We start from the raw sequence: 24032 nt of genomic DNA on the forward strand, positions 1-24032 counted from the left end.
ATACCGGTTTGTCAACCGATCTACATGCGCTTTAAGCCCCATAAATTGCGGCCAACACCTCAGCCCGCGCGAATTCTATCGAATAATTACTAGATTTGTTTGTCAGCATCCGCTACGCCTTCTTCCTCGCGTTCGGAAACCGGTCGACAATCTTGTCTCCTGCTTTGCCGAGCCCACTGTGTTCTAGGTCATCCATTTCGTTGGAGAACGGTATGAGCGTTGCTGTTGAAACCAGCTTCAACACCTTCGGGCTGAACGAACATCAGCGAATGATCAGATCAAACGTGCTTTCGTTACTTCAAGGCGTGATGTCCCGGGAGCAGATCCGTGCGCTTGATAAGGGAGGTGAGTTTCCCGAGCGGGCCTTCAAGGCACTCGCCAGCGCGGGCTGGATGGGCCTACCCTACCCCGAAGCATACGGAGGTAGCGCGGGCTCCTACAAGGATCTCGCCATCCTCGCGGAGACGTTGGGCTATTTCTATGGGGGAATCGCAGCGGCATACCTGGTGACGACGGTGTACGCGGGCATGCATCTTCTGAATAGTGGGTCCGACGCGCTGAAGGAAGAGTTCGTCCCTCGCATCGCGAGAGGTGACGTTCGACTAGCAATCGCAATCACCGAACCTCAAGGAGGTTCGGACGTATCCAATATCCGTCTGAGCGCCAAACGGACGGGGGATCATTACACCCTGAATGGCAGCAAAACTTACATTACCAACGCGCATGTCGCCGACTACATCATAGTTGTAGGTCGCACCATTGCCGACGCCGGCCATAAGGGGCTGTCGATGTTCCTCGTCGACGCAAAATCTCCCGGGCTCACGGTCAGACCGATGGAAATGCTCGGGCGCCGGACGACCCATACCAATGAACTCTTCCTGACGGATGTGCGCGTTCCAGCCTCCATGATGATCGGCGAGGAAAATACCGCGTGGCGATCTCTCATGAAGGGACTCAATTTGGAGCGACTCTGTATTGCAGCATCGGGCGCTGGGAATTGTCAGGCGATTGTCGACTACACGATAGACTATGCGAAGCAGAGGATACAGTTCGGGAGATCGATTTCCGACTTTCAGGTCATTCAGCATCGGATTGCAGACATGAAGATGCTGACCGAGACGGCTCGCCTGGCCAGCTATCGCGTTGCAGATATGATGGATGCAGGCGAGAACCCCGTTATGGAAACTTCCATGGCCAAGGTTCTCGCAACAGAGAATAACTTCACGTGCGCAAACCTTGGTTTGCAAACCTTTGGCGGTGCCGGCTTCGCGATGGAGTACGATACTCAGATGTACTTCAGGGATTCGCGAGTTGGAATGATTGGCGGTGGCACAAATGAGGTACAAAGAAACATCATCGCCAAGCGGCTTGGCTTATGATTGAGAGCGATCGACCGGCGGGGTTCACCGCCAAATTGTGCCCTTTGATGAAGGCATCGAGAACTCGCGCACTTGATGGGCAAACGATCCCGCATTTGCCGTTAGGCGCGTTTGGCTACAACATGTAACCCGACGAACATCCAACGACAGTAATCGTACTTGTCGTGCATCGCTTTGAGAGTGACGGGCGCACGCTTGGTACCACTAGCCCTCCAATGCTTTGGGGGCACGCTCACGCTTCGGAGGCCACTAATTCGCAATGGGTTATGGACGGGAGATCAACATGGCTCGCCGCCTCGCCAATACCGGCGCGTCGAAAAGAGCGTTTGAGGTCAAGTACCTTGGAGCGGCCGTCCGGTTCATGAACACCAACTGATGCCCTTGCGGTTCAAGTCATCGATCTCTGCGTCGGATAACCCCCACGATTTCAATGCCTCAAGCCCACCTTCGCCCACCTGAGGTGCGGATCGTTGAATTACGCCTGGCGTGAGAGAAAGCCTTGGAGCCACGTTTGGCTGAGACACTCCGTCGACCTCTACAAACGCCCGGCGTTCCACGCTGTGTGGATGCGCCGCGGCCTCCGACAAGTCCAGGATGGGAGCATAGCAGGCATCGGACCCCAGAAGCATCGAATCCAGCTCGTCTCGTGTGTACCCGGCGAACGCTTGCTCCAAGCAGCGCCGAAGAGCTGGCCAGCACGCTCGATCGTCGGGACGCTTCCACTTCCCCGCATCAATCCCCATGCGCTTGAGCAACTCCTGGAAGAACTTCGGCTCGATAGCGCCAATCGCGATGTACTTCTTGTCCTTGGTTTGATACGTATCGTACCATGGCGCGCCGCCATCGAGTTCATTGCTGGCGCGATTGGATTTCCACAGGCCAGCCGCATGGCGCCCGTGAAACAGGGTCATCAGCGAAGTCGCTCCATCGACCATGGCGGCATCTACGACTTGTCCTTTCCCGCTCTTTGAAGCATGAATCAGTGCACTGACGATGCCGAAGGCGAGATACAGGGCGCCTCCCCCGTAGTCACCAATCAGGTTTAAGGGGACAACCGGCCGCTCGCCCTCGCGCCCGATACAAGCAAGTGCGCCGGTTAGCGCGATATAGTTGATGTCGTGTCCAGCCGATTGGGCGAGCGGGCCGGTTTGCCCCCACCCCGTGACACGTCCAACGACTAGTCGTGGATTGCGTGCGAGGAGCACGTCGGGGCCGAGTCCCAGCCTTTCGAGGACCCCGGGCCTGAATCCTTCAATCAAGACATCGGCCCGCTCAACAAGCGAGAGGATCGAAGCTATGCTGTCTTCCGACTTTAGATCGGCAGAGATGCTCCGGCGGCCGCGGCTAGTGAAGTCGAACTGGTTCGCGATGGAGAGGCCGATGTCTGACTGCTGCTTGCGATCGATGCGAATAACGTCGGCTCCAAGATCGGACAAGAGCATGCCGCAGAAAGGTGCGGGACCAATAGCAGCCAATTCTATGACTTTAAGTCCGAAGAGCGGGCCACCTTGCGTACCAGGTGCTTTCATCTTGTTGTAGCCTCTGTGTAGACGATCAAGCTTGCCGCTTGGCGCGCGCCAAGACGTCGAGCCGGCGCTGTTCGACCTCCTGCATCTTGACGTCTTGAGCTGAGAGAACTGCGACTTGCGCTTCCAGCGCCAACGCCTCGCGCAAGCTGAGTTGCATCCCTTCATTCAGCAGTTTCTTATACCTGCGGAGCGTGTTGGGCTCGACCGACAGCATCGCCTCTGCGAGGGCAACTGCCTCTGCTTGCAAGGCTTCTGGATCAACGACGTGATTGGTCAGTCCGAATGCCTCCGCACGTTCCGACGATAGGAAATTCCCGGTTAGAGAGAGTTCGCGGGCGCGATACGGTCCGATAGCGCGGGAGAGGCGCTGTGAGAGTCCCCATGCCGGCAGAATTCCTACGCGCGCATGGGTATCGGCAAATCGAGCCAATCGGCTACAAACGATGATATCGCAGGCGAGTGCGATTTCGAATCCCCCGGTGATCGCAGGTCCGTTTACCGCCGCGATGATGGGACAACTTAGTCTCTCCAGAGCGGCTACGGGGTTCAGCGATTGATCATCGAAGCCGAGCACGTCGCTGGAAGCTGCCGAACCGAGTTCCTTCAAATCGAGACCAGCGCAAAAGGCGGTGCCGGCGCCGGTCAAGATCACCACCCTGGCGCGATCATCGCCACCCAGCGCATCGAGCGCTGAGGTGAGTTCCTTTCTAAGCGCGCGCGACAGCGCGTTTTTTGAGTCAGGTCGGTTTAACGTCAGTCGCGTACAACCTGGCAGCGGGTAGTCTACCTTCAAAAGCGAACTGTTCATTTGACCTTCCTAGCTCCGTATTCTATTGTACGATCGTTAGTTTTCTCAGTCAATGACGTTCCATCTGCGAAGCTGCGAAAAGGAATTTAGTGTGCCCCTTCAAGATTCCGCGCCGCGATCCTTGATCCATCTCCGCGGTATAGACATGCAGGTATTTCGACGGGACGATGGCTATTACGACGTCGAGGGACACATCCGAGATGAAAAGCCGTTCGAGAGCGCCGTTCCCTTCGGGGCTACGACTCCGGCACACCACGCCATCCACGAAATGTGGATCAGATTGACCATCGACAAGGAATTTGTCGTGCACGACGTCGCGGCGTCCACTGACGCCGCTCCATATCGAGACTGCTTCGGTGCCTCGTCCACCCTTTCTGTCTTGGTCGGTTCAAGGATTGGAGGCGGCTGGAACCGAGAGGTGCGGGATAAGCTTGGAGGGAGCAAGAGCTGCACGCACCTGATGGAGATGCTGGCGCCGTTGGCGACCGCTGCCTATCAGGCCATGTGGAACGAGAGGCAGGGACAGGCAGACACCTTGGACCGAGACGGCCGCCCTTTCCTTCTCAATTCCTGCTGGGCCATGGCGAGCGACAAGGAGCTGACCTTCAGCCGCTGGCCAGAATACTATACCGGAAAGAAGTAGTGATGCACGTCACGCTTCACCTCGATACTGGCGACATGCTTTGAGCAGATCATCAAAGATCTGCGGGTTCTCCAAGGACCCAACGTTTCCTGGGGGCAATCCGAGCCAGGCTTGACGCGCCAGGCGACGGATAGCTTTGCCATTCCTCGTTTTTGGAAGCTGCGCGACCTCGATCACGGCGCTCGGCTTGTATGGCTTTCCCATTGCTTTCTCAAGCGCATGCGCCGCATAGACAGCCGCCTCTCCGGCAGTCTTCGCATTTGGGCTGGGAACGACAAACAGGACGATTGCTTCTCCGGAGCGAGGGTGGGGAGCACCGATAGCGTAGGCGTCCTTCACGGTCTGATTATCTATCACGATCGCCTCGAGTTCGGATGGACCGACCCGCTTTCCGGCGATCTTCATGACGTCGTCGGAGCGTCCGAGCAACTCGAATTGCCCATTGGGATGTTCGATGGCAAGATCTCCATGCACCCAGACATCAGGAATTTTTGACCAGTAAGATTCGATATAGCGGTCGGACGCTTTCCAGAACCCGTTTGTCATCCCAACGAACGGCTCGAGGATAGCGAGTTCGCCTGGCTCACCGACGATGCGTCGGCCCTCGACATCTACGACGGCAGCATTCATTCCAGGAGCAACGCTATTGAAACAACATGGTGCAATCGGCCGCAGCACGACATTCGTCAAAATTGCACCCGAGACCTCCGTTCCACCCGTGTAATTGATCACAGGAACCATCCCACCGCCAAATTCGTGACTATACCAGTTGAACGTATCTGGATCGATGACCTCTCCAGCCGTTATGAGTATTCGTAACGTGGGAAAAGCGACCGCAAGAGCCTGGTCGGACGCCGCAGCCATCATTCTGATTGCGGTCGGGGATGACCCGAAGTGCGTGACACCATGCATGGCAGCAAGTTCACGAAGCTTACCCACGGTCGGCTGATCGGGCGCACCGTCATACAGAACCAATGTACCCTTTAGCATGAGCACGCCGATGATCGTGAGAGGGCCCACCATCCAGCCCATATCGCTGACCCACATCATGCGATCTCCAGGCCGAAAATCAAAGATATACGCGCAATCCTGAGCAACGCGCAAAGGAAAGCTTGTATGGGTATGCAGCGCTCCCTTCGGCGAACCGGTCGTCCCCGACGTGTACATGATCATGAATGGATCGTCTGTCGCCGTAGCAGCGATGTCGCCGGTGGTAGGTCCTGCCTGTTCCAGTGACGTCCACGGAATCGTTTTGGCGACGTCGATCGACAAGCCAAGCACTGAGCAGACGACGATGCATTTCAATGCAGGCACGGTCGCGGCAATGTCGCCAATGACTCCGTCCAACCGTACCTCACGGCAACGACGGACGAAGCCGTCGGACGTGATGAGAACGTCAGCCCCCGCATCGACCAGACGCTGGCTCGCAGGTGCCGCGCCGAATCCGCTGTAGAGCGGCACCACGATCGCTCCAATCATCGCAATAGCGAGAAACGCGACAACGGCCTCCGGAATATTTGGCATCAAGAGCCCGACCCGAGAACCCTTAGCCACGCCGATTGATCGAAGCCCAGCCGCCACGCGGAAAACACGCGAATTGAGCTCTGCATAGGTCAGCGTAACCGTCTTACCACTTTCTCCTTCCCAGACGAGTGCGAGCCTTTTTTCTCCGTGCTTCTCAGAAGGAGCGCGCAAGCACGCCGCAGCAAGATTAAACTTCCCGTTTGGGAAGAATCGCGGCCACTGTTTGCCCTTACTTTGATCCAGAAATCCTGTCGGATCATCATCGAAGGCGATGCCGAGATCCTTCAGCGATTCGAACCAGAACCGGTCCGGATGATCCTTCGCGAAGTCGAGCAGCTGATCGTAATCGGCAAGCCCTAGTCGCCGAATCAATCGCGCAAGATTAGACGAAACGAGATTTTCGCCAGTTGGTCGCCAGGTGACCACAGGCCCCGCCGCACTCACGCGACCACCTTCGAGTCGTGATTGCGCAGAGATGCCGACTGATATTCGCACTTCATGCGGTCAATAAGATCGGAAACTGCTATGCAGTCGTGAATTGAGCCGACACCCTGACCAGCCGTCCAGATATCGCGCCATGCCTTGGCTTCGTGATTGAACTCCTCACCGAGGTCGATGTGGTCCTTTCGCGGCAGGCGATCGGGATCCATGCCGTTTGCGACGATGCTCGGCCGAAGCATATTCGCCGGGATTCCCGAGAATGCCGGCGTATACACCAGATCTTTGGCGTCACAGTCGATCAGCATGTCCTTGTAAGGCTTACCGGCGAGGCTCTCGTGCGTCGCGATGAACCGAGTTCCGATATATCCAAAGTCAGCCCCCAGTGCCTGTGCGGCATAGACCGACCGACCGTCCGAAATGCAGCCAGACAGCGCAATGGCACCGCCCCAGAATTCTCGAATCTGCGGCACGATCGCGAACGGATTCATCAGCCCCGCATGACCGCCGGCACCCGCGCATACCGGAATAATCCCATCCACGCCCGCATCGATCGCCCTCTTAGCCCAATCAACGGTCGTAACGTCATGAAACACCAGCCCACCGTAAGAATGGACTTGCTCGACGATATCTCGCGGATTCCCGACACTCGTAATGATCAGGGGAACGCGGTGCTTAACAACCAGCGCCATGTCTTCTTCAAGGCGGGTGTTCGTGCGATGCGCGATGATGTTGACACCGTAGGGAGCCGACAGGTTCGCAGGGTGCTCACTATCATGCGCTGCAAGCCGTGACTTGATTTGCTCCAACCACGCCTCGAACGCAGTTGCCGTTCTCAGATTCAAGCTGGGAAAGGTGCCGAGGATGCCGTTGAGGCAGCAACCCACGACGAGATCTGGCCCTGAAACCAGAAACATGGGCGCAACGATTACCGGGATTGAAAGCCTCCCTACGAGCTGGTTTGGCACAGCCATCGTCCGATCGTCTCCTTACAGTTCTGCTGTATGTTCGTTAGATTTTTCGGGCAAATGATTTAGTTCCAATTCCCATGCGCAACGCTATGTCCGCCGTCAGCCCGCAGCGTTTGCCCGGTCAAAAGCATGAGATCGAGATCGAGAAGACCTGCAATGAGCTCCCCAACTTCCTGCGCATAGGCCGGTCGGGCAATCAGCGTCTGTCGCCTGAGGTAATCTATCACCTCGGGCCGCTCCAAATATTCCTTGTTCATATCGGTGGCGACATAACCAGGAGCAACATTGAGCAGCGCAATTTTGTCTCGTGACCACTCGCTGGCGAGGGATCGCGTCATGGCACTCAGCGCCGCCTTCGATGCGCTGTAAAACGCATTCTGCGCTGCGCCGAGCGTCTCAAAGATCGAACCGATATTGATGATCACGCCGCCATCGCGCTTTAGATATGGATAGCACTCGCGCATGGCCTTGAATGACGCGACAGCGTTCGTTTGAAGAAGCAGATCGAACTCATCAGATTTCATACGCGAGCTTACACCCGCACGATGAATACCGGCATTGTTGACAAGTCCCCTGATCTGCCCAAAGCGAGCATCGAGCGCAGCGAGGCACTCCCTAACGTGCGCTTCGTTATTGAGATCACACGCCCTTGCAGTTACGCGATCGGCGTAACTCTCCACTCCGGAGGGAAGCTCTCCAGAACGCGAAAGGGCCGCAACCCGGAAGCCGCGATCAAGCGCCGCTCGGACGATTGAAGCTCCAATACCTCGGCTACCGCCCGTCACCACCAAGGTACCCGTCCTTAATTCACTAGACTTAGGCATTTGAGTTCCTGTCACTCGGACACAATTGGCGCGGGTAACATTCGAGAGCGCAGCGCAGGACATTTCAGGCCATGTTATGGCCGCGATGCGCCCAAACAATGCAACCCCCTCGAACATTCCCCCTGCATGTTACAATGACGCTGATCGGCTCCGGTCTGCGTCGCTTGTTCAGTCCTCCACCGAAAGAAACGGCCTTCTCCTGCGATGGCTCTTACTGAGATCGGCGAAATTTCGGCGTTCTCCCGAGCCGATACCCAGATAGAACTCCCTGACCTCCGAGCTGTCCTTCAGCGTTTGAGCCGTACCATCCATCACAACTCGCCCATTCTCAATGACGTAGCCAAAATCGGCGCAGTCGAGCGCTAGCGTCGCATTCTGTTCCGCGATGAGGAAGGTCACCCGCTCGCGCTGATTGAGATCTCTCACGATTGCGAAGATCTCCTGCACGATCTGAGGGGCAAGCCCCATCGATGGCTCATCGAGCAGGACCATCCTAGGGTTCGACATCAAGGCGCGGCCGATGGCACACATCTGCTGTTCTCCACCCGAGGCATAGCCGGCGCTCAAGCGGCGTTTGACTTTGAGACGCGGAAAATAGTGGAATATCTTCTCGAGACCTGCATTGAGTTCGCTCCGCCGCGCCGACCGGGTGTGCGCACCGGTCAAGAGATTCTCCTCGATCGTCAAATGAGGGAAACATCGCCGTCCCTCCATCACCTGAATAAGCCCAGAGCGGACGAGTGCCTCCGGACCGAGGTCGTCGACTCTCCGTCCTTCGAAATGAATGGAACCTCCGCTGAGGGCCCCGCGTTCCGCAGCCAAGAGATTTGAAATGGCCTTCAACGTTGTGGTCTTGCCGGCGCCGTTGGCACCGAGCAAGGTTACGATCTTGCCGCAAGGCACGCGCATCGACACCCCTCGCAATACGAGTATCATGCCGTTGTAGACGACCTGAACGTTGTCGAGTTTCAGATAGTCCACTCTAGTCTTCCTTGCCACAGTCGCGCGGCGTAATGTTCTTGTCTGCGGCATATTGAGCCGCCGACTGTTCGGCGAGCTTCCGGACGAGGGCCCGATCGCCAGCGACCCACCCCTTCGACTTCGGGATGAAGTTCGTTCCATCCCACTCCTGCACCATTGCCGCGCCCGATCCTTCGTGGTCCGCGCAGCTGGTCTTCATCGGGGGAATCAAACCGAGCGCACCGATCTCCCCTAGGCGCTTTTCGTCGAGGACAAGATGCTCGTATCCCCAACGCACCTGTTCCGCAGTGACCGGCCTTCCAATCCCGTATTTTTGTTGAGCCGCGCGAATTGCCTCAGTCATCAAAATTCCGATGACAATCCCGCGAACGTGCGAGACGCTTCCGAACTTCGCATCACCGCTCAAGTTTCCTTTGCCACGGTCATACAGCGTCCCCTTGATATCCTCGAGCACCGGGAACGATCCGGGAGCCGTGAACGTCATGGACAGATACCCTTTCGCGGCATCCCCAGCCGGAACGGTGTCTACCTCGGATCCAGCCCACCACGATCCAATCATCTTCTCGCGCGGGTAGCCTACCCGCGCGGCCGCCTTCATCGCAGCGGCGTTCATCACTCCAAATCCCCACAAAATGACGTAGTCCGGTTTTGCTTGTCTGATCTGAAGCCATTGCGCCTGCTGTTCGATGCCAGGAGCCGGAATTGCTATCTTGATCAGATTGAAGCCAATCTCTTTGGCATAGTGGTCGAGCACCGGGAAGGATTCCTTCCCATAGGCCGAGTCGTGGTAGAGATCGACGATAGTCTTGCCCTTCAGTCTATCCATACCTCCGGACTGCTGCGCCATATACTCGACCATCGCCGCAGCTTGACTCCAATACGTCGAGATCAACGGAAAGACCCACGGAAACACCCGCCCATCAGCTGCATCTGCCCGACCATATCCCATGGTGGTCATCGGGAGCTTGTCTTGCGGCAGACGATCGAGAAGCGCATAGGCGATCCCGGTCGAGCCGGTCTCGATGACGGATGCTCCTCCCTGGCGATCCTTCAAGCGCTCGTAGCATTCGACGCCCCTTGACGTATTGTATTCGGTTTCACATTCCTCGAACGTGATCCGAACGCCGTTGATGCCTCCCTTCGCGTTCGTCAAGTTGAGGTAATCGATCAAGCCACTGAACATGCTTGCCCCATTCGCGGCAAATGGCCCGACGCGGTACGAAAGAACGGGAATGTACTGCTCGGGCTGATCGGCACAGGCAGGAGCCGCTAATAGCGCGCTTGCGCTCAACAGCACCGTCGCAAGCTTATAGAAGTGCTTCATAATGTTCCTCCCAACTTTGTTAATTCCCTTGTGACGTCAGTGCGACAGAGGCCAGATCTGCAGCTTTTCCTTGGCGCGTTGCCACAGCCGGGCCAAGCCGTGCGGCTCGACCACCAAGAAGACGATTATTATCCCCCCGAATATGATGAGTTCGACGTTCGAGGTGATGCCAGACGGGGCCTTAAGGCCGCTGAAGTGCTCCATCGCACTGAAGAATACGTTCAGCCAGATCGGAAGCAGCACAATGAATGCTGCACCGATGAAGGATCCCAGAATGCTTCCCAGGCCGCCAATGATGATCATGAACAAGATCTTGAACGAAAGATCGAGACTGAACCCATCCGGTTCGACAGTCGACACGTAAGCATATGAATAGAGCGCGCCCGCAATGCCGCAATAGAACGCGCTCACCGCAAAGGCGGTGAGCTTGGCGTAGAGCGGATTGATACCAATGACTTCTGCCGCAACGTCCATGTCCCGGATGGACATCCAGGATCGCCCTATGTTCGACCGCATTAAGTTGCTCGCCACGACGGTTAGCGTCGTGACGACCACAAGCACGAACAGATATTTGCTGACGTGATTGTCCAGTGCGAAGCCGAGTGGTGCGACATGCTGGACCGTAATCACACCAGATGCGGCGTAGTTGGTGAACCAGCCGACCTTGCTGAGGCACCACACGATGAAAAACTGCGTCGCGAGCGTCGAAGCAGCCAGGTAGAAACCGCGTATCCGAAGCGACGGCAAGCCAAAGAGCACCCCGATCGCCGACGCGCACATTCCACCCAGCAAGAACGCCAACAACGAGGGGATTGCTGGAACCCGCAACAGCAGATTGAACGATGCGAATGCTCCGATCGCCATGAACGCAGCGGAACCGAACGACACTTGTCCTGCGAAGCCGGTCAGGATGTTCAAGCCAAGCGCCGCCAACGAGAATATCAAAAACGGAATTAGCACCGCCGACAGCAAGTAGGGCGAGGCAACTAGCGGAATAGCAATCGACGCCACCAACATGGTGGCGATGAATACTGTGCGCTCCAGCTTTTCGCCGATTAGTCTGTTGTCCTCATAGTACGAGGTCCTGAATTGGCCGGATAACCGGTAAAACATGTCCCATTCCCCTCGTTAGACGCGCCGAATGATGCGATCGCCGAACAATCCTTCCGGCCGAACAAGCAGAAACAGCAAGGCAAGGACGTAAGGAAACCAGCTTTCGATTCCGCCACCGATCATCGGTCCGATGTACACGTCTGCGAGCTTCTCCGAGGCGCCTATGATCAGGCCTCCGGCGAAGGCACCCGGTATAGAGCTGAAGCCGCCGATTATCAGAACCGGAAATGCCTTCAATGCGACAAGTGTGAGTGAATACTGGACCCCGTTGCGCGCTCCCCAAAGAAGACCCGCGACCAGCGCCACCAGCCCCGCTGCGCTCCAAACGATGATCAAAACGCGCTCTAGCGGAATGCCGACCGACAGTGCCGCCTTGGTGTCATCAGCCACTGCACGCAGCGCCCGCCCCGTCTTCGTCAGAGAGAAGAACGCCGAGAGCACCCCTATCAAGGCGAGCGCAATGATGGACGCGACAAGATCAAAGGTCGACACTCCTACCCCAGTGCTGTCTAGCAACCACTCGAGCGGAACATCGGGGATACCGAGATCGAGTGCTCGCGCGTTATTTCCCCAGACGGCTTGCGCCAGGCCCTCGATCACGAACGCGAGCCCCAATGTCGCCATGAAGAGCGATATTGGCGGCTGCGCCAATAGCGGCTTGAGAATTAGGCGCTCGATCAAGATAGCGAGAACGACGGTAAAAATGGCGGTCATGGCAATTGCGAGCCACAAGGGAACGCCTTGCTGCTCAAGCCCGGTCGCGGTCAGCGCCCCTAGGAAGACCATCGCGCCCTGAGCGAAATTGAAGACGCCGGATGCCTTGTAGATCAACACGAAGCCTAGCGCCACGAGACCGTACATCACGCCGGCAAGGAGGCCCCCGACGAGAACTTCCACGAAGAACGCCATTGGCTTAACCCACCCGCTCACTTCGGCCGAGGTAGGCCCGGATCACTTCGTCGTTGTCCCGAACACATTTAGGCTGCCCGTCAGCGATCTTTCTGCCATAGTCCAGCACGACGATTCGATCCGATATGTCCATAACGACGCTCATGTCGTGTTCGATGAGAATGATCGTCGTGCCGTCTCGGCGATTGCTGTTCAGGATAAACCTGCACATCTCCCGCTTCTCTTCGGCGTTCATGCCGGCCATCGGCTCGTCCAAGAGCAAGATCCGCGGCTCAGCAGCCAAGGCTCTCGCCAGCTCGACGCGTTTCTGCAGTCCGTACGGTAGTTGCGAAACTACCTTCTTACGGTATCGCTCGAGCTCCATGAACTCGATCACTTCCTCGGCCTTCTCCCGTTGAGCGGCCTCTTCTCGGCGAGCGCGCCCAAACCAGACTGCCTGCTCCAATAGGCTCGCCTTGAATTTCAGGTTTCGTCCCGCGACAACATTCTCCAGGACCGTCATTCCCTGAAAGAGAGCGATATTCTGAAACGTCCGTGCGAAGCCCGCAGCCGCGGCCATCCGCGTGCTCATGCGGGTACGTTTTTCGCCGTTGAAGACAATCTCTCCTTCCTGCGGACAGTAGATGCCATTGATCACATTGAGCATGGAGCTCTTGCCGGCGCCGTTCGGCCCGATGATCGCACGCACCTCGTGCTCCTGCACATCGAACGAAATATTGGCGAGTGCTGCAACTCCCCCAAAGCGAAGCGATATACCTCTGAGTTGGAGGAGTGGAGGGATGGCGTTCTGCATCAATGCACCACCGATGACGCGGTCACTTTGGCACCTACGACTGGCGACACCGCGGACGTTACGGCCGTCCGCGGCCCCGCCTCCGGTGCGGATACCGCCTTAATCCCCAGCGCAGCCAAAAACTCAATAGTCCCATCTCTTGGTACGCCCGCGATGAACATGGCTCTCACTCGCGAGAATCCCAGCACGTCTCGCAATGGCCAGAGCAGAACCGTGCGCGCAACAACGGTCAATAAGATGTTACGCTCTCGACAACGATCTAGCGCCCGAACAAGTCGATCGCGACCCGCGGCGCCGACTCGCGCAAGCGTCGCATCTCTCAACTTCGGGACCAACCAATCAGGGACGAAGTGGATCGTCGGACCGATCTCGCGAACATCTGCCGACACCGTATCCGCGGCCTCGGGAAAATTGACAGTCATTCCCGTTGAAAGAGGCAGGATATGCGAGCCGTATAGATCGGTCCAACAGCCGAATGGCAGATAAGCAACCGCGCCATCTGCCGTGCTAATCTTGTTGTTTCTCGAGTCCGCCAACGACTTTCCGACCGCATCGGCTTGCACGACCCAGACGCTCTCGGTCCGCGTCCAGGATGCGGGAGGCGAACCAAGCGTAACGTCGGGAAACGGCAGATAGGCCAGGCAATCGCGTTGCTGTGGTGATCGTAGCTCCTGGTCCAACTCCTGTCCCAACGTCGAATTGTCCCGCTTCCCCGAGAGGATGACCTCATCCAGCGACTTTGCCGTGAGTGACTCATCGACTTCGAGGTCAGCGACGTTGTCGACTATGACGTATTTGAGTGCAGGTCTAACCGCCTCGGCTGCATGAGCGAGCTTCTCATATTGGCCGCTGCCGTCCACCACCACGACAGAAATGTCGTGTTCAAGAATAAGCCGCACAAGCATATCAGCCGGCGTGTCTGCGGCCATCGGCATCGGCACGCATCTAAGCCATTGCGCCGCCGACAACGCCCAATACAGGCGAGGTCGATTCTCGCCGATGATCCCCACCCGATCGCCGGACCTGATCCCAGACTCGCGAAGCGCGACCGCAAGCGCGCGAACGTTTGCGAACACCTCACCCCAGGTCCATTGCCGCCATATTCCCCGATTCTTCTCGCGCATGCAGATGCGATCTGCGAGCCGAATTGCGTGATCTGCAAATAGCTGTAGCACGCTTTTCGACGCGATTTGACCGTCGGAGCTTGAGGCAAATGCCATGGCCGCTACTTCTCGGCGATTGGGACACAACTGAATCAAGCGACTTGTTCGCCAGACCTTTTGGTGGACGCTCTCGTGCTGACGGCTCGGCCACTCTCAATGTCTGCCGCAGCCATCTCTCGGAGTTTGAACCGCCGGATCTTGCCGTTTGCGGTCAGTGGCAACTCGTCCAGGAAGCTGAATGTACGCGGAAGCTTGTACTTGGCGAGGTGGGCAGCGCAGTGTTCTGCCATCGCAGTCATGTCAACGACGTGCCCCGGACGGAGGACCACAAAGGCGTGAATGTCCTCGCCGCGCAGTTCATCCGGCAGCCCTACCACGGCGACCGACATCACGGCAGGATGGAGGCTGATGGCGTTCTCGACCTCCTTCGGGAAGACGTTGAAGCCATTGGCAACTATCATGTCCTTGACGCGATCCATTATGTAGACGTTGCCATTGGAATCCACTCGGCCGATATCACCCGTGTATAACCAGCCTCCATGGAGGGTACGCGTCGTCAACTCCGGCTGGTTCCAATATCCGTGCATGAAGGTTGGAGACCTAAATACCAGCTCGCCCGCCTCTCCGACCGGCACTTCTTTTCCGTCGGGGTCGAGGACGCGTAGCTCAAACCCCCGCAGCACCGGCCCAGTCGATCCCTCAGGACAATCGACGCCAGGCATTTGAATCGCAGCGACCGTGGAGATTTCCGTCTGGCCATAGCACTCCACAGCCTCAATGCCCTTCGAGCGCAAGTGGCGCTTGAGCGACGGACTGACTGGTCCGCCACCAACATCGAGAATGCGAACGCTTGTAACGTCATGCCCCTCGAGCGCCTTTGCATCGAACATTCGCGCGAACATCGTTGGAACGCCACTGAGGATCGAGACGCGGAACCGCTGGACGGTGTCCAGGGCGCTCTGCGGCTCAAAGCTCGGCAAAACGACCAGCGATGCCCGCACCATCGCGCTGTACATGAAGTCGAAGCTGTAGCCGAAGAGATGGAATGACGGGAGCAAGGTCAGAAACACATCGCGATCGTTGTATTTGATCCTCTCGATCACTCTGGCGGCATTTTCCACCAGACACTCCTGCTTGAGCACGATTCCCTTCGGCTCACCGGTCGTACCAGAGCTATAAATGATGAGGCACGGATCTTCTGGACGACTAAGCGGAGCGGCGATGGCATCCGCTCGCTCAACCAGACCGTCGTAGGAGGACCATCCCGATTGATCCGATCCAACCACGATCTTGAACTTCAGCCTCGCCGCGACATCGTCCGACAACACGCCAATTCGCGTACCCTCGACTATACCAGCGCTCGCGCCGCAGTCGCGTATCAAGCGCCCAATCTCGTAGTCGGTACTTTGCGTATTTATTGGCACCGCGATCGCGCCAAGCAGGCTCGCCGCAATGAAGAACTCGTACAGCTCCCGGCGATTTCCCATCAGACAGACGATTCTGTCACCCCTCCCCACCCCCCCGCTGAAGAGAGCTCCCGCAATGCGGCGGGCTCGTTCGTATGTCTCCGAGTAGGTCGCGGAGCTTCCGTCGAGAAACTGAAGATGCCGAGCCTGGGGAGATCGCTCCGCTGCAGACGCGAAGATCGAGTCGATGGTCATGCTGTTCATGAGGCTCTCCATCATGCTTAAAGAGGGGAAAAGGGCGGAAATGACGGGCTTCGCTTCTCCCTGAAGGAGGCAAGCCCTTCCTTCGCTTCCGGCCCCGTGAAACCCAGGAATTCGAGTGCGAGTGACGCATCGAAGGTTGGGCCAGCCTGACGAAGCCAATTATTGAGGGAGTACTTGGTCCAGCGGATGGCGCTTTGCGCTCCGCCAGCAAGGCGCGTTGCAATCTCGACGGCCTTTGCATCCAGCTCACTATCCTCGACTGCAAGCGAAATGAGACCAATTTTCTCGGCTTCTTCTCCGGAAAGAGGATCGCACAGGAGCAGATAGTACTTTGCCTTGGCCAAGCCGCAAAGCAACGGCCAGACGATCGCCGCGTGATCACCGGCAGCAACACCCAGACGTGTATGACCATCGATGATGCGTGCCGTTCTGGACGCGATGGAAACGTCCGCAAGCAGACCGCAAACAAGACCCGCGCCAACGGCGGGGCCTCGAATTGCGCTGATCACAGGCTTTGAGCAGTTGATGACGTTGTAGACAATATCGCGCGCTTCCTTCCAGTTTCGCGCGCGCGTTTCGAAGTCGTCTATGATCCCTGCGACCATCTCGAAATCGCCGCCTGCTGAGAAATTCGCACCGGTCCCGGTGATGATCGCGGCCGACACTTCGGGATCCGCATCCACGTCGCGCCAAATGGCACCCAGCTCCGCATGCATGACACTATCAGCGGAGTTCATCTTGCCGTTCGCCATGCTGATCCTGAGAACCCTTGGAGCCGGGTAGTCGAACCGAAGGCGCTTGTATTTGCTCGCATAGGCGTCGGTCATGACCGGTCTCCACTCCCCATGGGCACAAACCCAGTTTTATTTCTAACGACTATACGGTAGTTTTTTCTTTGACGCAACGGTCCGCAAGAGCGACCGTTGGTCGCCAACGGTCAAAATCCAGAGAAACGTCAGCTCGTCCAAGACTTGAAAGGATAAGGGGATGGTGCCCCACTTTACTGAAGAACTTCAGGAATTTCGAAAACAGGTTCGCCGCTTCGTGAAAGAGCGAGTTGTGCCTTATGGCGATGCGTGGGAACGCAATCAGATGATCCCCCGCGAACTATTTCGCGAGATGGGTGATCTCGGCTTCTTGGGAGTTATCTATCCCGAAAAATGGGGTGGCTCCGACCTCGGTGTATTCGGTCAGATCGTGCTGGCGGAAGAGCTCGCCAGGTCCACTTATGGCGGCGTAACGGTGGCGGTGATGGTACACGTAGCCATGGCCTCTCCGCATCTTGTGCACGCCGGGACGGAGGACCAGCTCAGTCGATACGCCGGCGACATCGTCGCAGGCCGAAAGGTCTGCGGCATCGCAATAAGCGAGCCCGACGCGGGCTCGGACGTTTCGGGCATACGCACGAGGGCGCATCGAGACGGTAGCGACTGGATAATAAACGGAAGCAAGTTCTGGATCACGAACGGGGCGTATGGTGACCTGTTCTTCGTGGCCGCGCGCACGGATCCCAATGCCAAGGGCTCCAAAGGGATCAGCGTTTTCATTGTCGAAAGAGGCACTCCAGGCTTCACGGTCGGTCGCAAGCTGGAGAAAATGGGCATCTGGTGTAGCGATACGGCTGAGCTCAACTTCGAGAATGTGCGAGTGCCGGCTTCCAATCTGCTAGGCGAGGAAGGCAAGGGATTCTATGCATTGATGCATAACCTTCAGGGTGAGCGCCTGACATTGGGGGCAATGTGCACAGGGGAAGCGGCCGTCGTCCTAAAGCGCACTATTGACTATGTGCGTCAACGCAGGGCATTCGGCGGTACCCTGATGGACAAACAGGCCATTCGGCAGCGCCTCGCCATGCTCCATGCAAAGCTCGAATCTGGCAAACAGCTTCTGTACTACGCGGCGCACCTCGCCAACGAGGGTAAAAGGCCGATCCGCGAAGTATCGATGGTGAAGGCGCTCTGCCCGGAGATCACCAACGAGATCATGTACAATTGCCAGCAATTCCATGGCGGCATGGGATATCTTCGCGACGGAGTTATCGAGCGGATGGTGCGCGACGCTCGGTTGCATGCGATCGGCGGCGGAGCCACGGAAGTCATGCTCGATGAGATCGCGAAACGCTTTGATGACGTCTGGTATTGGGATTGACGCGACCGGGTGCCTCCCGGTGAGGCACCCTCCTTCTTGCTTGAAGTTCGTTACAGCCCTAGCGCAACCAAAGTCCCCTCTTCGATGGCCTGAAATAGTTTCCTTGATCCTTGAACGTCCCCGGCCATGTGAACATCCAATCCGAGTCCTTGAAGGTCTTTCGCTAAATGGTTTTCGGGCTCGTAGCCGGCACAGACGATGATGCTGTCGACATCGTCAATCCTGCGTTCCCGAGATTCGACCTCGACGCGTGCCCATCCTTTACCCACTTCAACGATGCGCGCATGAGTTAGCACATCAACTCCGAGCATCTCGATCCGATCGGTAAAGTACACTCGATCGGCCCACACCGCCTTACCCAGCAGGCCTGATCGAGCCACGATCGTGACGTGGTGACCGCGGGTTGCAAGGAAGTCCGCGACCTCAACCGCCACCAGCCCGCCTCCGACGACAACGTTGCGCCTTCCTGGGTCGATTTGCTCCGAGATGATCTGCCAGCCGAAATAGGCCCGAGCTAGGTCGAGGCCCGGAAGCACCGGTTTGCGCGGGGTGGCGCCTATCGCAATGATGACGTGATCCGGATGAAGGCCAGCCACCTCCTCCAGCGTCCACTCCCGTCCGAGATGAACGATGACTGAACTGCGATGGATCAGATGCCTGAAGTGGTTCAATGCATTCTCAAGTTCCTCGCGATGAGGAGGCTTATGAGCCAACGACAACTGGCCACCCAGCCGATCACTACGTTCGATCAAATGAACGCGGTGTCCGCGATTGGCGGCGGTTCTTGCGGCCGCCATCCCTGCAACGCCTCCTCCTATGACGACGATTGTCTTCGACTTCGAGGCCTTGAGCGTGTTTCGTTCGTACCATAGCTCTCGGCTGGCTCTGGGGTTCATGGTGCAAGCCACCCCCGTATGACCATGGACGGTGGCCAAGCACTCATTGCATGCTATGCAGGGAACGATATCTCGGACAAGACCGCGCTCGGCTTTGATCGGAAAGAAGGGATCTGCGATCAAGGCGCGGCTGAGGCACACAAAGTCGGCCTTTCCGTCCCTAACCATCGCTTCAGCCACTTCGGGCGTATTGATCCGACCAACGACCATGACCGGCACGTTCACGCGCGCCTTGATGTGAGCGCTGTCCGCGGCATAGCAGCCGCGTTCTACGCTCATTTGAGGGACAATCGCATAGGGACGCGATGCGTGAATGCCATTCGACACGCTTATCGCATCCACTCCCGACGCCTGCAACGCCACCGCAATCTCCGCCGATTCGGACAAATCCAGGCCCCCCTCGACGCGGTCACTGGCGTTTATCCTGCAAATCACCGGAAACCCACGATCGACCTCCGCCTTGATACGCCGCACGATGTCGCACAGGATCCGGACCCGGTTTTCGATGCAACCGCCGTATTCATCGATGCGACGGTTGCTGTCCGGCGATAAAAATTGACTTAGAAGATAACCATGGCAGGCGTGCAGCTCGATCGCCTTGAATCCGGCCTCGCGCGCCCGGCCCGCCGCCGCGACAAAGCCCGACGACACCTCGGCGATGTCTTGCCTCGTCATTGCAAGAGGATGATCGGGCGCACCAACAGACGTGTGTCGCGAGGGTATCGACGATGGCGCGATCGGTGAATAGCCAGTGAGCTCTCGTCGACTTTCACGACCGCCATGCGCGAGCTGTAGAGCTGGTACGCCACCATTGTCGGCTATAGCCGAGGCAAGCCTTCGTAGGCCCGGAACGTAGTTGTCATCGTGGATCATGCTGTTGAAGCGGAGGCGGCGGCCTGCAGGGTGAACGTAGGTCGCTTCCACGATAACGAGCCCGGCACCGCCCCGCGCCCTCTCAGCATAAAATGCGATCATCTCATCGGTAACGAAGCCGGCATCGTCGGCCAATTCGGTACTTGTCGCCGCCAGGACGAACCGATTCTTGATCTCAAGTGTACCAAGCCGACCAGGAGAGAAGGCCGAAACTCCTATTGCTCTCCCTTCCGACATCGACGCACCTAGCGGCCTTTCCAGACTGGCTTACGCCCTTCAGCGAACGCGCGAGGACCTTCCTGGGCATCCTCACTGCTGTACGCCTCACGATAGATATGGAACGCAGATTCCATGCCAGCGTCGCATCCGACGCTCATCGCGTTGAGGATCGCTCGCTTTCCGGCAATCACCGACAGTGGTGCGTTGTCCCTGATCGATTCCGCAATTTTCGTCGCACGGGACCGCACTTTATCGGGCGTTTCCTCTAGATAGTTGATAAACCCGAGCTCGTGAAAGCGCTCGATTGGATACAGATCGCCGGTCATGGTCATTTCCATGAGGACCGCTTGCGGCAACATCCAGACCAATGGCATGCCCCAAGGGGAGCCACGCCCGATCTTCGTTTCGGTGATACCGATCTTCGTGTTCTTCAGCCCAACCCGGATATCGCAGTTGAGGCTAAGCATCATACCCCCGGCGGCCAAATGACCTGTCATGGCGGCAACGATCGGTACCTTGACGCGACGCATCCGAGCCTGCATTGGATCCTTGTAGAAGCTCAGGATGTCGCGGCCGGTTTCAGCCTTGAGTCGTGCCGCCTCCTTCAGATCCATACCGGCGCAGAAGGTGCCGCAGTCCGAAGACGTGAAGATGATACAGCGCACGTCCGGAGATTCATCGATCTCTTGCCAGATCCGGAGAAGCGTGTCGGATGTCTCGACGTTGAATGCATTGCGAGCCCTCGGTCGGTTGATCTTGACCGTGGCGATACCATCTTGTTTCGTGAAGATGACGGGTGGTTCAGAGACTGCTGGCTGGTTTGTCATTATTCTCTCTTTTCTGGTTGACGTCCTCGGATCCGAGAACCGACCCTACTGTCACATTCTCTTCGGAATTCCGGCGTGCATTAGCTTGCCGGCAAGTGGTCGCCCGATCATTCGCTCCGCATAGAGAGCTGCTTCGACCAATTTCTCGAGGTCTATTCCGGTCTCAATGCCGAGTTCGTGGCACATGAAGACCATGTCCTCAGTGCAAATGTTGCCAGCACCGTGAGAATTCGCGTGCTTTGCAAACGGGCAACCGCCGAGACCAGCGACCGAACTATCGAATAGGTCTACACCCATCTGCAGGGCGGCATAGACGTTGGCGGCACCCAGGCCGCGGGTATCATGCAAATGCGTCCCGATGCGCGCTGCGGGTACGGCATCGCGAACGGCTGCGATCCGACGCTTGATGCTTTCCGGATTGGCCCATCCCACCGTGTCCGCAAGGTAGATATGAGGAAGCGGCCTTTTGGAAGCAGCGCACAAGTCCTCCAAGAACCGAACCGCATCGACGACCTTGCTGACGGCTACATCTCCCTCGTAATTGCAGCCAAAGGCAGTTATGATGTAGGCTTGTTCAAGAGCAACGCCGGCATTATCATAGAGCGCGATCCATTTTTTTTGCTTTTCCCGCAACTCTTGCACCGTACAGTTATTGTTCTTCAGGCAAAACTCGTCCGTCGTATAGACCAAGAGCTTCCCATCCAGAGTGACACCGGGCGTCGCAACTGCCCGCCTGAAACCCGCCTCGTTAAGCCATAGAGAGGTATACCGCGTGCTCGCCTTCTTATCGATCGCCGCGAAGAGTTCAGCTGTGTCGGACATCGTCGGAACGGCTTTGGGGCTGACAAAGGAGCCGACCTGAATTTGCCGCAATCCCGCTTCGGCCAGCATCTCGATCAAAATCTTGCGTTGCTGCAGCGGATAGTGCGTCTTTTCCATTTGAAAGCCCTCTCGCGGGCCTTCCTCGTGAAATTCGACTGAAGATGGGAAATCGTTCATCGGCTCACACCACCTTGGTTCTGTTCAAGGGTCACTACGACAGAGTTTCTCTCGACAAGGTCGCCTAATGCGCAGTCAACTGACATCACTTGGCCGTCGTATGGCGCGTTGATACTGAGCTCCATTTTCATGGACTCCTGGACGATGAGCGTGTCGTGTTCCTTCACGAAGTCCCCTACCGCGACGTTCACCTTGATGATCTTGCCGATCATGGGGGCGGAAAGCTTTCCACTGACCTGCTCACCGCCTCCTGCATCCGTCAGGAACGGCGCCGCGGAAAACGAGAACCGCCCAAGAGGGCATGAAATCCAAATCTGCTGATCCTGCGCCAAATACGATGTCGTGATGGTGCGATCCGGGAATGCGGCCACACAACGACCTCTAGCTACCTCACGGAACGCAAACGAATGCACCTGCTCGTCGACCGCGAGCATGGTGATTCCCCCGTCTTCGAGTCCGATACGAATGCCATAGCGTCGGCCGCTCGAGAGAAGGAAGAAGGAGGCTTGCTTCGCCGGATGATCATTGTCGTCGCGCAGTCGCCAAGCGGCGTGACCACTCCAAAGATCGCCTTCAATCCGGGGATAATTCAATTCCAGCCAGACTTTTGCTGCGATTGCCACGACCTCAGACGGAGGCTCCGCCTCGCTCACCAAGAACTGAAGTTCGCGATCAATGAAGCGATTATCCACGCCGTTGCTTATGACGGTCGGATTACTCAGTAGCCGGGATAAGAATCCGAGATTCGTCTGAACTCCGGACACCAGCGTGGCATCGACCGCTGCCTTCAATTGTTGCAATGCATCGTCTCGCGTCGACGCCCTTACTATCACTTTTGCGATCATCGCATCGTAATAGGGAGTCACAGTAGAACCGGCGTCGACCCCGATATCGATGCGAACGGCAGCTTGGGGCAGAGCAATTGCGTCTATCCGACCAGTCGACGGGAGGAAACCAGCCTGCGGATCTTCAGCATAGATTCGTGCCTGGATCGAATGCCCGACCGCGCGTACATCGTGCTGCTGAACTGGTAGTTTTCCATTGGCCGCGATGCTGAGCTGGACTTCGACCAGATCGAGCCCTGTTATTTCCTCCGTGACGGTGTGCTCGACCTGGAGCCGCGGGTTGCACTCGAGAAAGAAAAACTCGTCGTCCGAGACCAGAAACTCCATGGTCCCAAGGCTGCGATACGACACGCGTTGCGCCAGTCGGATCGCTGCCTCCAAGAGACGTTGGCGAAGAGCCGGATGGAGGGCCGATGAAGGCGCTTCCTCAACGACTTTCTGAAAACGGCGCTGTAGCGAACACTCACGCTCATACAAGTGGATTACCTGCCCCTCGCCGTCGCCCGCAACCTGGATCTCGATGTGGCGCGGCTTATCGACGAATTGCTCAATGAGCATGTCAGGCCGTCCAAACGACGAGTGGGCTTCGCGCATCGCCGACTCGATCGTCTCTCTCAGACCAACAAGGCTCGACACGACGCGAACACCTCGACCGCCTCCGCCCGCGGCAGCCTTCAGCAGCACCGGCAGCCTAGAATCGCGAACGGCTTTCTCGACGTCCGATGGGTTGCCGAAAATGCCGGTGCTCCCTCCGATGACCGGTATGCCCGCGGCTATCGCTTCACGCTTTGCATCCCACTTATCAGCAAACCGTCGCATGGTCTCGGCACGGGGCCCGATGAAAGTCAGTCCGGCCGCCTCGACTGCCGCCGCGAAGTCAGCATTCTCCGAGAGAAAGCCGATCCCTGGATGGACCGCTGTCGCAGCAACCCTCTTGGCCGCTGCGATGATCGCATCGATGTTAAGGTAGCTATCGGCAGCCTCGGCACCCCCGACTTCGATGGACTCTCCGATCTGGCGCACGTGCAGCGCCTCCCGGTCGACAACTGAATGTACCGTGGCCGACGGAATTCCCAGGCGCGTAGCCGTCCGGTGAATTCGACAGGCGATTTCGCCCCGATTTGCAATCAGTATCTTCTTCAGTGCCTGAACCATG

20 protein-coding genes are annotated in these 24032 nt (G+C 57.4%); 3 read left to right on the forward strand and 17 right to left on the reverse strand.

Annotation, left to right across the window (positions count from 1 at the left end; translation table 11 throughout):
* Positions 1-212 precede the first annotated feature (212 nt).
* A complete protein-coding gene (locus TSA1_RS27265) occupies positions 213-1379 on the forward strand; it encodes an acyl-CoA dehydrogenase family protein (RefSeq protein ID WP_100179037.1) in 1167 nt (388 codons plus the stop codon).
* A gap of 359 nt (positions 1380-1738) precedes the next feature.
* On the opposite strand, the gene TSA1_RS27270 is transcribed toward TSA1_RS27265, so the two are convergent.
* Both TSA1_RS27270 and TSA1_RS27275 read right to left on the reverse strand, forming a co-directional pair.
* Positions 1739-2908, reverse strand: a complete 1170-nt coding sequence (locus TSA1_RS27270; RefSeq protein WP_100179038.1) for a CaiB/BaiF CoA transferase family protein — start codon at positions 2906-2908, stop codon at positions 1739-1741.
* Between the two features lie 25 nt (positions 2909-2933).
* Complete coding sequence (locus tag TSA1_RS27275; protein ID WP_100179039.1) at positions 2934-3716, reverse strand: enoyl-CoA hydratase; 783 nt, start codon at positions 3714-3716, stop codon at positions 2934-2936.
* Positions 3717-3768: 52 nt separating this feature from the next.
* Here TSA1_RS27275 and TSA1_RS27280 point away from each other — a divergent pair, with 52 nt between their 5' ends.
* Positions 3769-4359, forward strand: a complete 591-nt coding sequence (locus tag TSA1_RS27280) for a DUF2889 domain-containing protein (RefSeq protein ID WP_100179040.1) — start codon at positions 3769-3771, stop codon at positions 4357-4359.
* Positions 4360-4368: 9 nt separating this feature from the next.
* Here the strand turns inward: TSA1_RS27280 and TSA1_RS27285 are convergent, their stop codons facing one another.
* The 11 genes from TSA1_RS27285 to TSA1_RS27335 all read right to left on the reverse strand — a co-directional run bounded on the left by TSA1_RS27285 (position 4369) and on the right by TSA1_RS27335 (position 16896).
* The gene (locus TSA1_RS27285) at positions 4369-6309 is read right to left on the reverse strand and encodes an AMP-binding protein (protein WP_161497262.1); all 1941 of its coding nucleotides are present in this window, start codon (positions 6307-6309) and stop codon (positions 4369-4371) included.
* A 14-nt stretch (positions 6310-6323) separates the two neighbouring features.
* Entirely contained in the window at positions 6324-7295 is a 972-nt protein-coding gene (locus TSA1_RS27290; RefSeq protein ID WP_100179042.1) for an NAD(P)H-dependent flavin oxidoreductase, read from the reverse strand.
* 59 nt (positions 7296-7354) lie between these two features.
* On the reverse strand, positions 7355-8080 hold the full coding sequence (locus tag TSA1_RS27295) for an SDR family NAD(P)-dependent oxidoreductase (RefSeq protein ID WP_245448589.1): 726 nt from the start codon (positions 8078-8080) through the stop codon (positions 7355-7357).
* Positions 8081-8284: 204 nt separating this feature from the next.
* Positions 8285-9148 (reverse strand): ABC transporter ATP-binding protein, encoded by an 864-nt coding sequence (locus TSA1_RS27300; protein WP_100179044.1) that lies wholly within the window; start codon positions 9146-9148, stop codon positions 8285-8287.
* A complete protein-coding gene (locus TSA1_RS27305; protein WP_100179045.1) occupies positions 9099-10421 on the reverse strand; it encodes an ABC transporter substrate-binding protein in 1323 nt (440 codons plus the stop codon). The genes TSA1_RS27300 and TSA1_RS27305 overlap by 50 nt, the downstream gene beginning before the upstream one ends.
* A 36-nt stretch (positions 10422-10457) precedes the next feature.
* Positions 10458-11534, reverse strand: a complete 1077-nt coding sequence (locus tag TSA1_RS27310; protein ID WP_100179046.1) for a branched-chain amino acid ABC transporter permease — start codon at positions 11532-11534, stop codon at positions 10458-10460.
* 15 nt (positions 11535-11549) lie between these two features.
* Positions 11550-12443, reverse strand: coding sequence for a branched-chain amino acid ABC transporter permease (locus TSA1_RS27315; protein WP_100179047.1), 894 nt, complete (start codon positions 12441-12443; stop codon positions 11550-11552).
* Positions 12444-12447: 4 nt separating this feature from the next.
* Positions 12448-13236, reverse strand: a complete 789-nt coding sequence (locus TSA1_RS27320; RefSeq protein ID WP_100179048.1) for an ABC transporter ATP-binding protein — start codon at positions 13234-13236, stop codon at positions 12448-12450.
* On the reverse strand, positions 13236-14456 hold the full coding sequence (locus tag TSA1_RS27325) for an AMP-binding protein (protein WP_100179049.1): 1221 nt from the start codon (positions 14454-14456) through the stop codon (positions 13236-13238). Before TSA1_RS27325 ends, TSA1_RS27320 begins: the two co-directional genes overlap by 1 nt.
* Before the next feature lie 35 nt (positions 14457-14491).
* Entirely contained in the window at positions 14492-16069 is a 1578-nt protein-coding gene (locus TSA1_RS27330) for a class I adenylate-forming enzyme family protein (protein WP_161497264.1), read from the reverse strand.
* 17 nt (positions 16070-16086) lie between these two features.
* Positions 16087-16896 carry an enoyl-CoA hydratase/isomerase family protein gene (locus tag TSA1_RS27335; protein WP_100179051.1) on the reverse strand — a complete coding sequence of 270 codons (810 nt, stop codon included), beginning with the start codon at positions 16894-16896 and terminating at the stop codon, positions 16087-16089.
* Between the two features lie 160 nt (positions 16897-17056).
* Between TSA1_RS27335 and TSA1_RS27340 the strand changes: the two genes are divergently transcribed.
* The gene (locus tag TSA1_RS27340; protein WP_100179052.1) at positions 17057-18217 is read left to right on the forward strand and encodes an acyl-CoA dehydrogenase family protein; all 1161 of its coding nucleotides are present in this window, start codon (positions 17057-17059) and stop codon (positions 18215-18217) included.
* 50 nt (positions 18218-18267) lie between these two features.
* Here TSA1_RS27340 and TSA1_RS27345 read toward each other — a convergent pair whose 3' ends face one another.
* The 4 genes from TSA1_RS27345 to TSA1_RS27360 are packed head-to-tail and all read right to left on the reverse strand — an operon-like array spanning position 18268 to position 24031.
* The gene (locus TSA1_RS27345) at positions 18268-20223 is read right to left on the reverse strand and encodes an FAD-dependent oxidoreductase (protein ID WP_100179053.1); all 1956 of its coding nucleotides are present in this window, start codon (positions 20221-20223) and stop codon (positions 18268-18270) included.
* A gap of 8 nt (positions 20224-20231) precedes the next feature.
* Entirely contained in the window at positions 20232-21032 is an 801-nt protein-coding gene (locus tag TSA1_RS27350; RefSeq protein ID WP_100179054.1) for an enoyl-CoA hydratase/isomerase family protein, read from the reverse strand.
* Between the two features lie 51 nt (positions 21033-21083).
* A complete protein-coding gene (locus tag TSA1_RS27355) occupies positions 21084-22031 on the reverse strand; it encodes a hydroxymethylglutaryl-CoA lyase (RefSeq protein ID WP_100179055.1) in 948 nt (315 codons plus the stop codon).
* Complete coding sequence (locus TSA1_RS27360; RefSeq protein WP_100181360.1) at positions 22028-24031, reverse strand: acetyl/propionyl/methylcrotonyl-CoA carboxylase subunit alpha; 2004 nt, start codon at positions 24029-24031, stop codon at positions 22028-22030. The genes TSA1_RS27355 and TSA1_RS27360 overlap by 4 nt, the downstream gene beginning before the upstream one ends.
* Position 24032: the final 1 nt, after the last annotated feature.

Source organism: Bradyrhizobium nitroreducens (genome assembly GCF_002776695.1).
Lineage (GTDB): Bacteria > Pseudomonadota > Alphaproteobacteria > Rhizobiales > Xanthobacteraceae > Bradyrhizobium > Bradyrhizobium nitroreducens.

Excerpts from the sequence above, each read along its gene's own strand:
- TSA1_RS27265 (WP_100179037.1), top strand. The coding sequence starts at position 213 with ATGAGCGTTGCTGTTGAAACCAGCTTCAACACCTTCGGGCTGAACGAA.
- TSA1_RS27270 (WP_100179038.1), bottom strand. The coding sequence starts at position 2,908 with ATGAAAGCACCTGGTACGCAAGGTGGCCCGCTCTTCGGACTTAAAGTC.
- TSA1_RS27275 (WP_100179039.1), bottom strand. The coding sequence starts at position 3,716 with ATGAACAGTTCGCTTTTGAAGGTAGACTACCCGCTGCCAGGTTGTACG.
- TSA1_RS27280 (WP_100179040.1), top strand. The coding sequence starts at position 3,769 with ATGACGTTCCATCTGCGAAGCTGCGAAAAGGAATTTAGTGTGCCCCTT.
- TSA1_RS27290 (WP_100179042.1), bottom strand. The coding sequence starts at position 7,295 with ATGGCTGTGCCAAACCAGCTCGTAGGGAGGCTTTCAATCCCGGTAATC.
- TSA1_RS27300 (WP_100179044.1), bottom strand. The coding sequence starts at position 9,148 with ATGCCGCAGACAAGAACATTACGCCGCGCGACTGTGGCAAGGAAGACT.
- TSA1_RS27305 (WP_100179045.1), bottom strand. The coding sequence starts at position 10,421 with ATGAAGCACTTCTATAAGCTTGCGACGGTGCTGTTGAGCGCAAGCGCG.
- TSA1_RS27310 (WP_100179046.1), bottom strand. The coding sequence starts at position 11,534 with ATGTTTTACCGGTTATCCGGCCAATTCAGGACCTCGTACTATGAGGAC.
- TSA1_RS27315 (WP_100179047.1), bottom strand. The coding sequence starts at position 12,443 with ATGGCGTTCTTCGTGGAAGTTCTCGTCGGGGGCCTCCTTGCCGGCGTG.
- TSA1_RS27320 (WP_100179048.1), bottom strand. The coding sequence starts at position 13,236 with ATGCAGAACGCCATCCCTCCACTCCTCCAACTCAGAGGTATATCGCTT.
- TSA1_RS27325 (WP_100179049.1), bottom strand. The coding sequence starts at position 14,456 with ATGGCATTTGCCTCAAGCTCCGACGGTCAAATCGCGTCGAAAAGCGTG.
- TSA1_RS27330 (WP_161497264.1), bottom strand. The coding sequence starts at position 16,069 with ATGAACAGCATGACCATCGACTCGATCTTCGCGTCTGCAGCGGAGCGA.
- TSA1_RS27335 (WP_100179051.1), bottom strand. The coding sequence starts at position 16,896 with ATGACCGACGCCTATGCGAGCAAATACAAGCGCCTTCGGTTCGACTAC.
- TSA1_RS27340 (WP_100179052.1), top strand. The coding sequence starts at position 17,057 with ATGGTGCCCCACTTTACTGAAGAACTTCAGGAATTTCGAAAACAGGTT.
- TSA1_RS27345 (WP_100179053.1), bottom strand. The coding sequence starts at position 20,223 with ATGTCGGAAGGGAGAGCAATAGGAGTTTCGGCCTTCTCTCCTGGTCGG.
- TSA1_RS27350 (WP_100179054.1), bottom strand. The coding sequence starts at position 21,032 with ATGACAAACCAGCCAGCAGTCTCTGAACCACCCGTCATCTTCACGAAA.
- TSA1_RS27355 (WP_100179055.1), bottom strand. The coding sequence starts at position 22,031 with ATGAACGATTTCCCATCTTCAGTCGAATTTCACGAGGAAGGCCCGCGA.
- TSA1_RS27360 (WP_100181360.1), bottom strand. The coding sequence starts at position 24,031 with ATGGTTCAGGCACTGAAGAAGATACTGATTGCAAATCGGGGCGAAATC.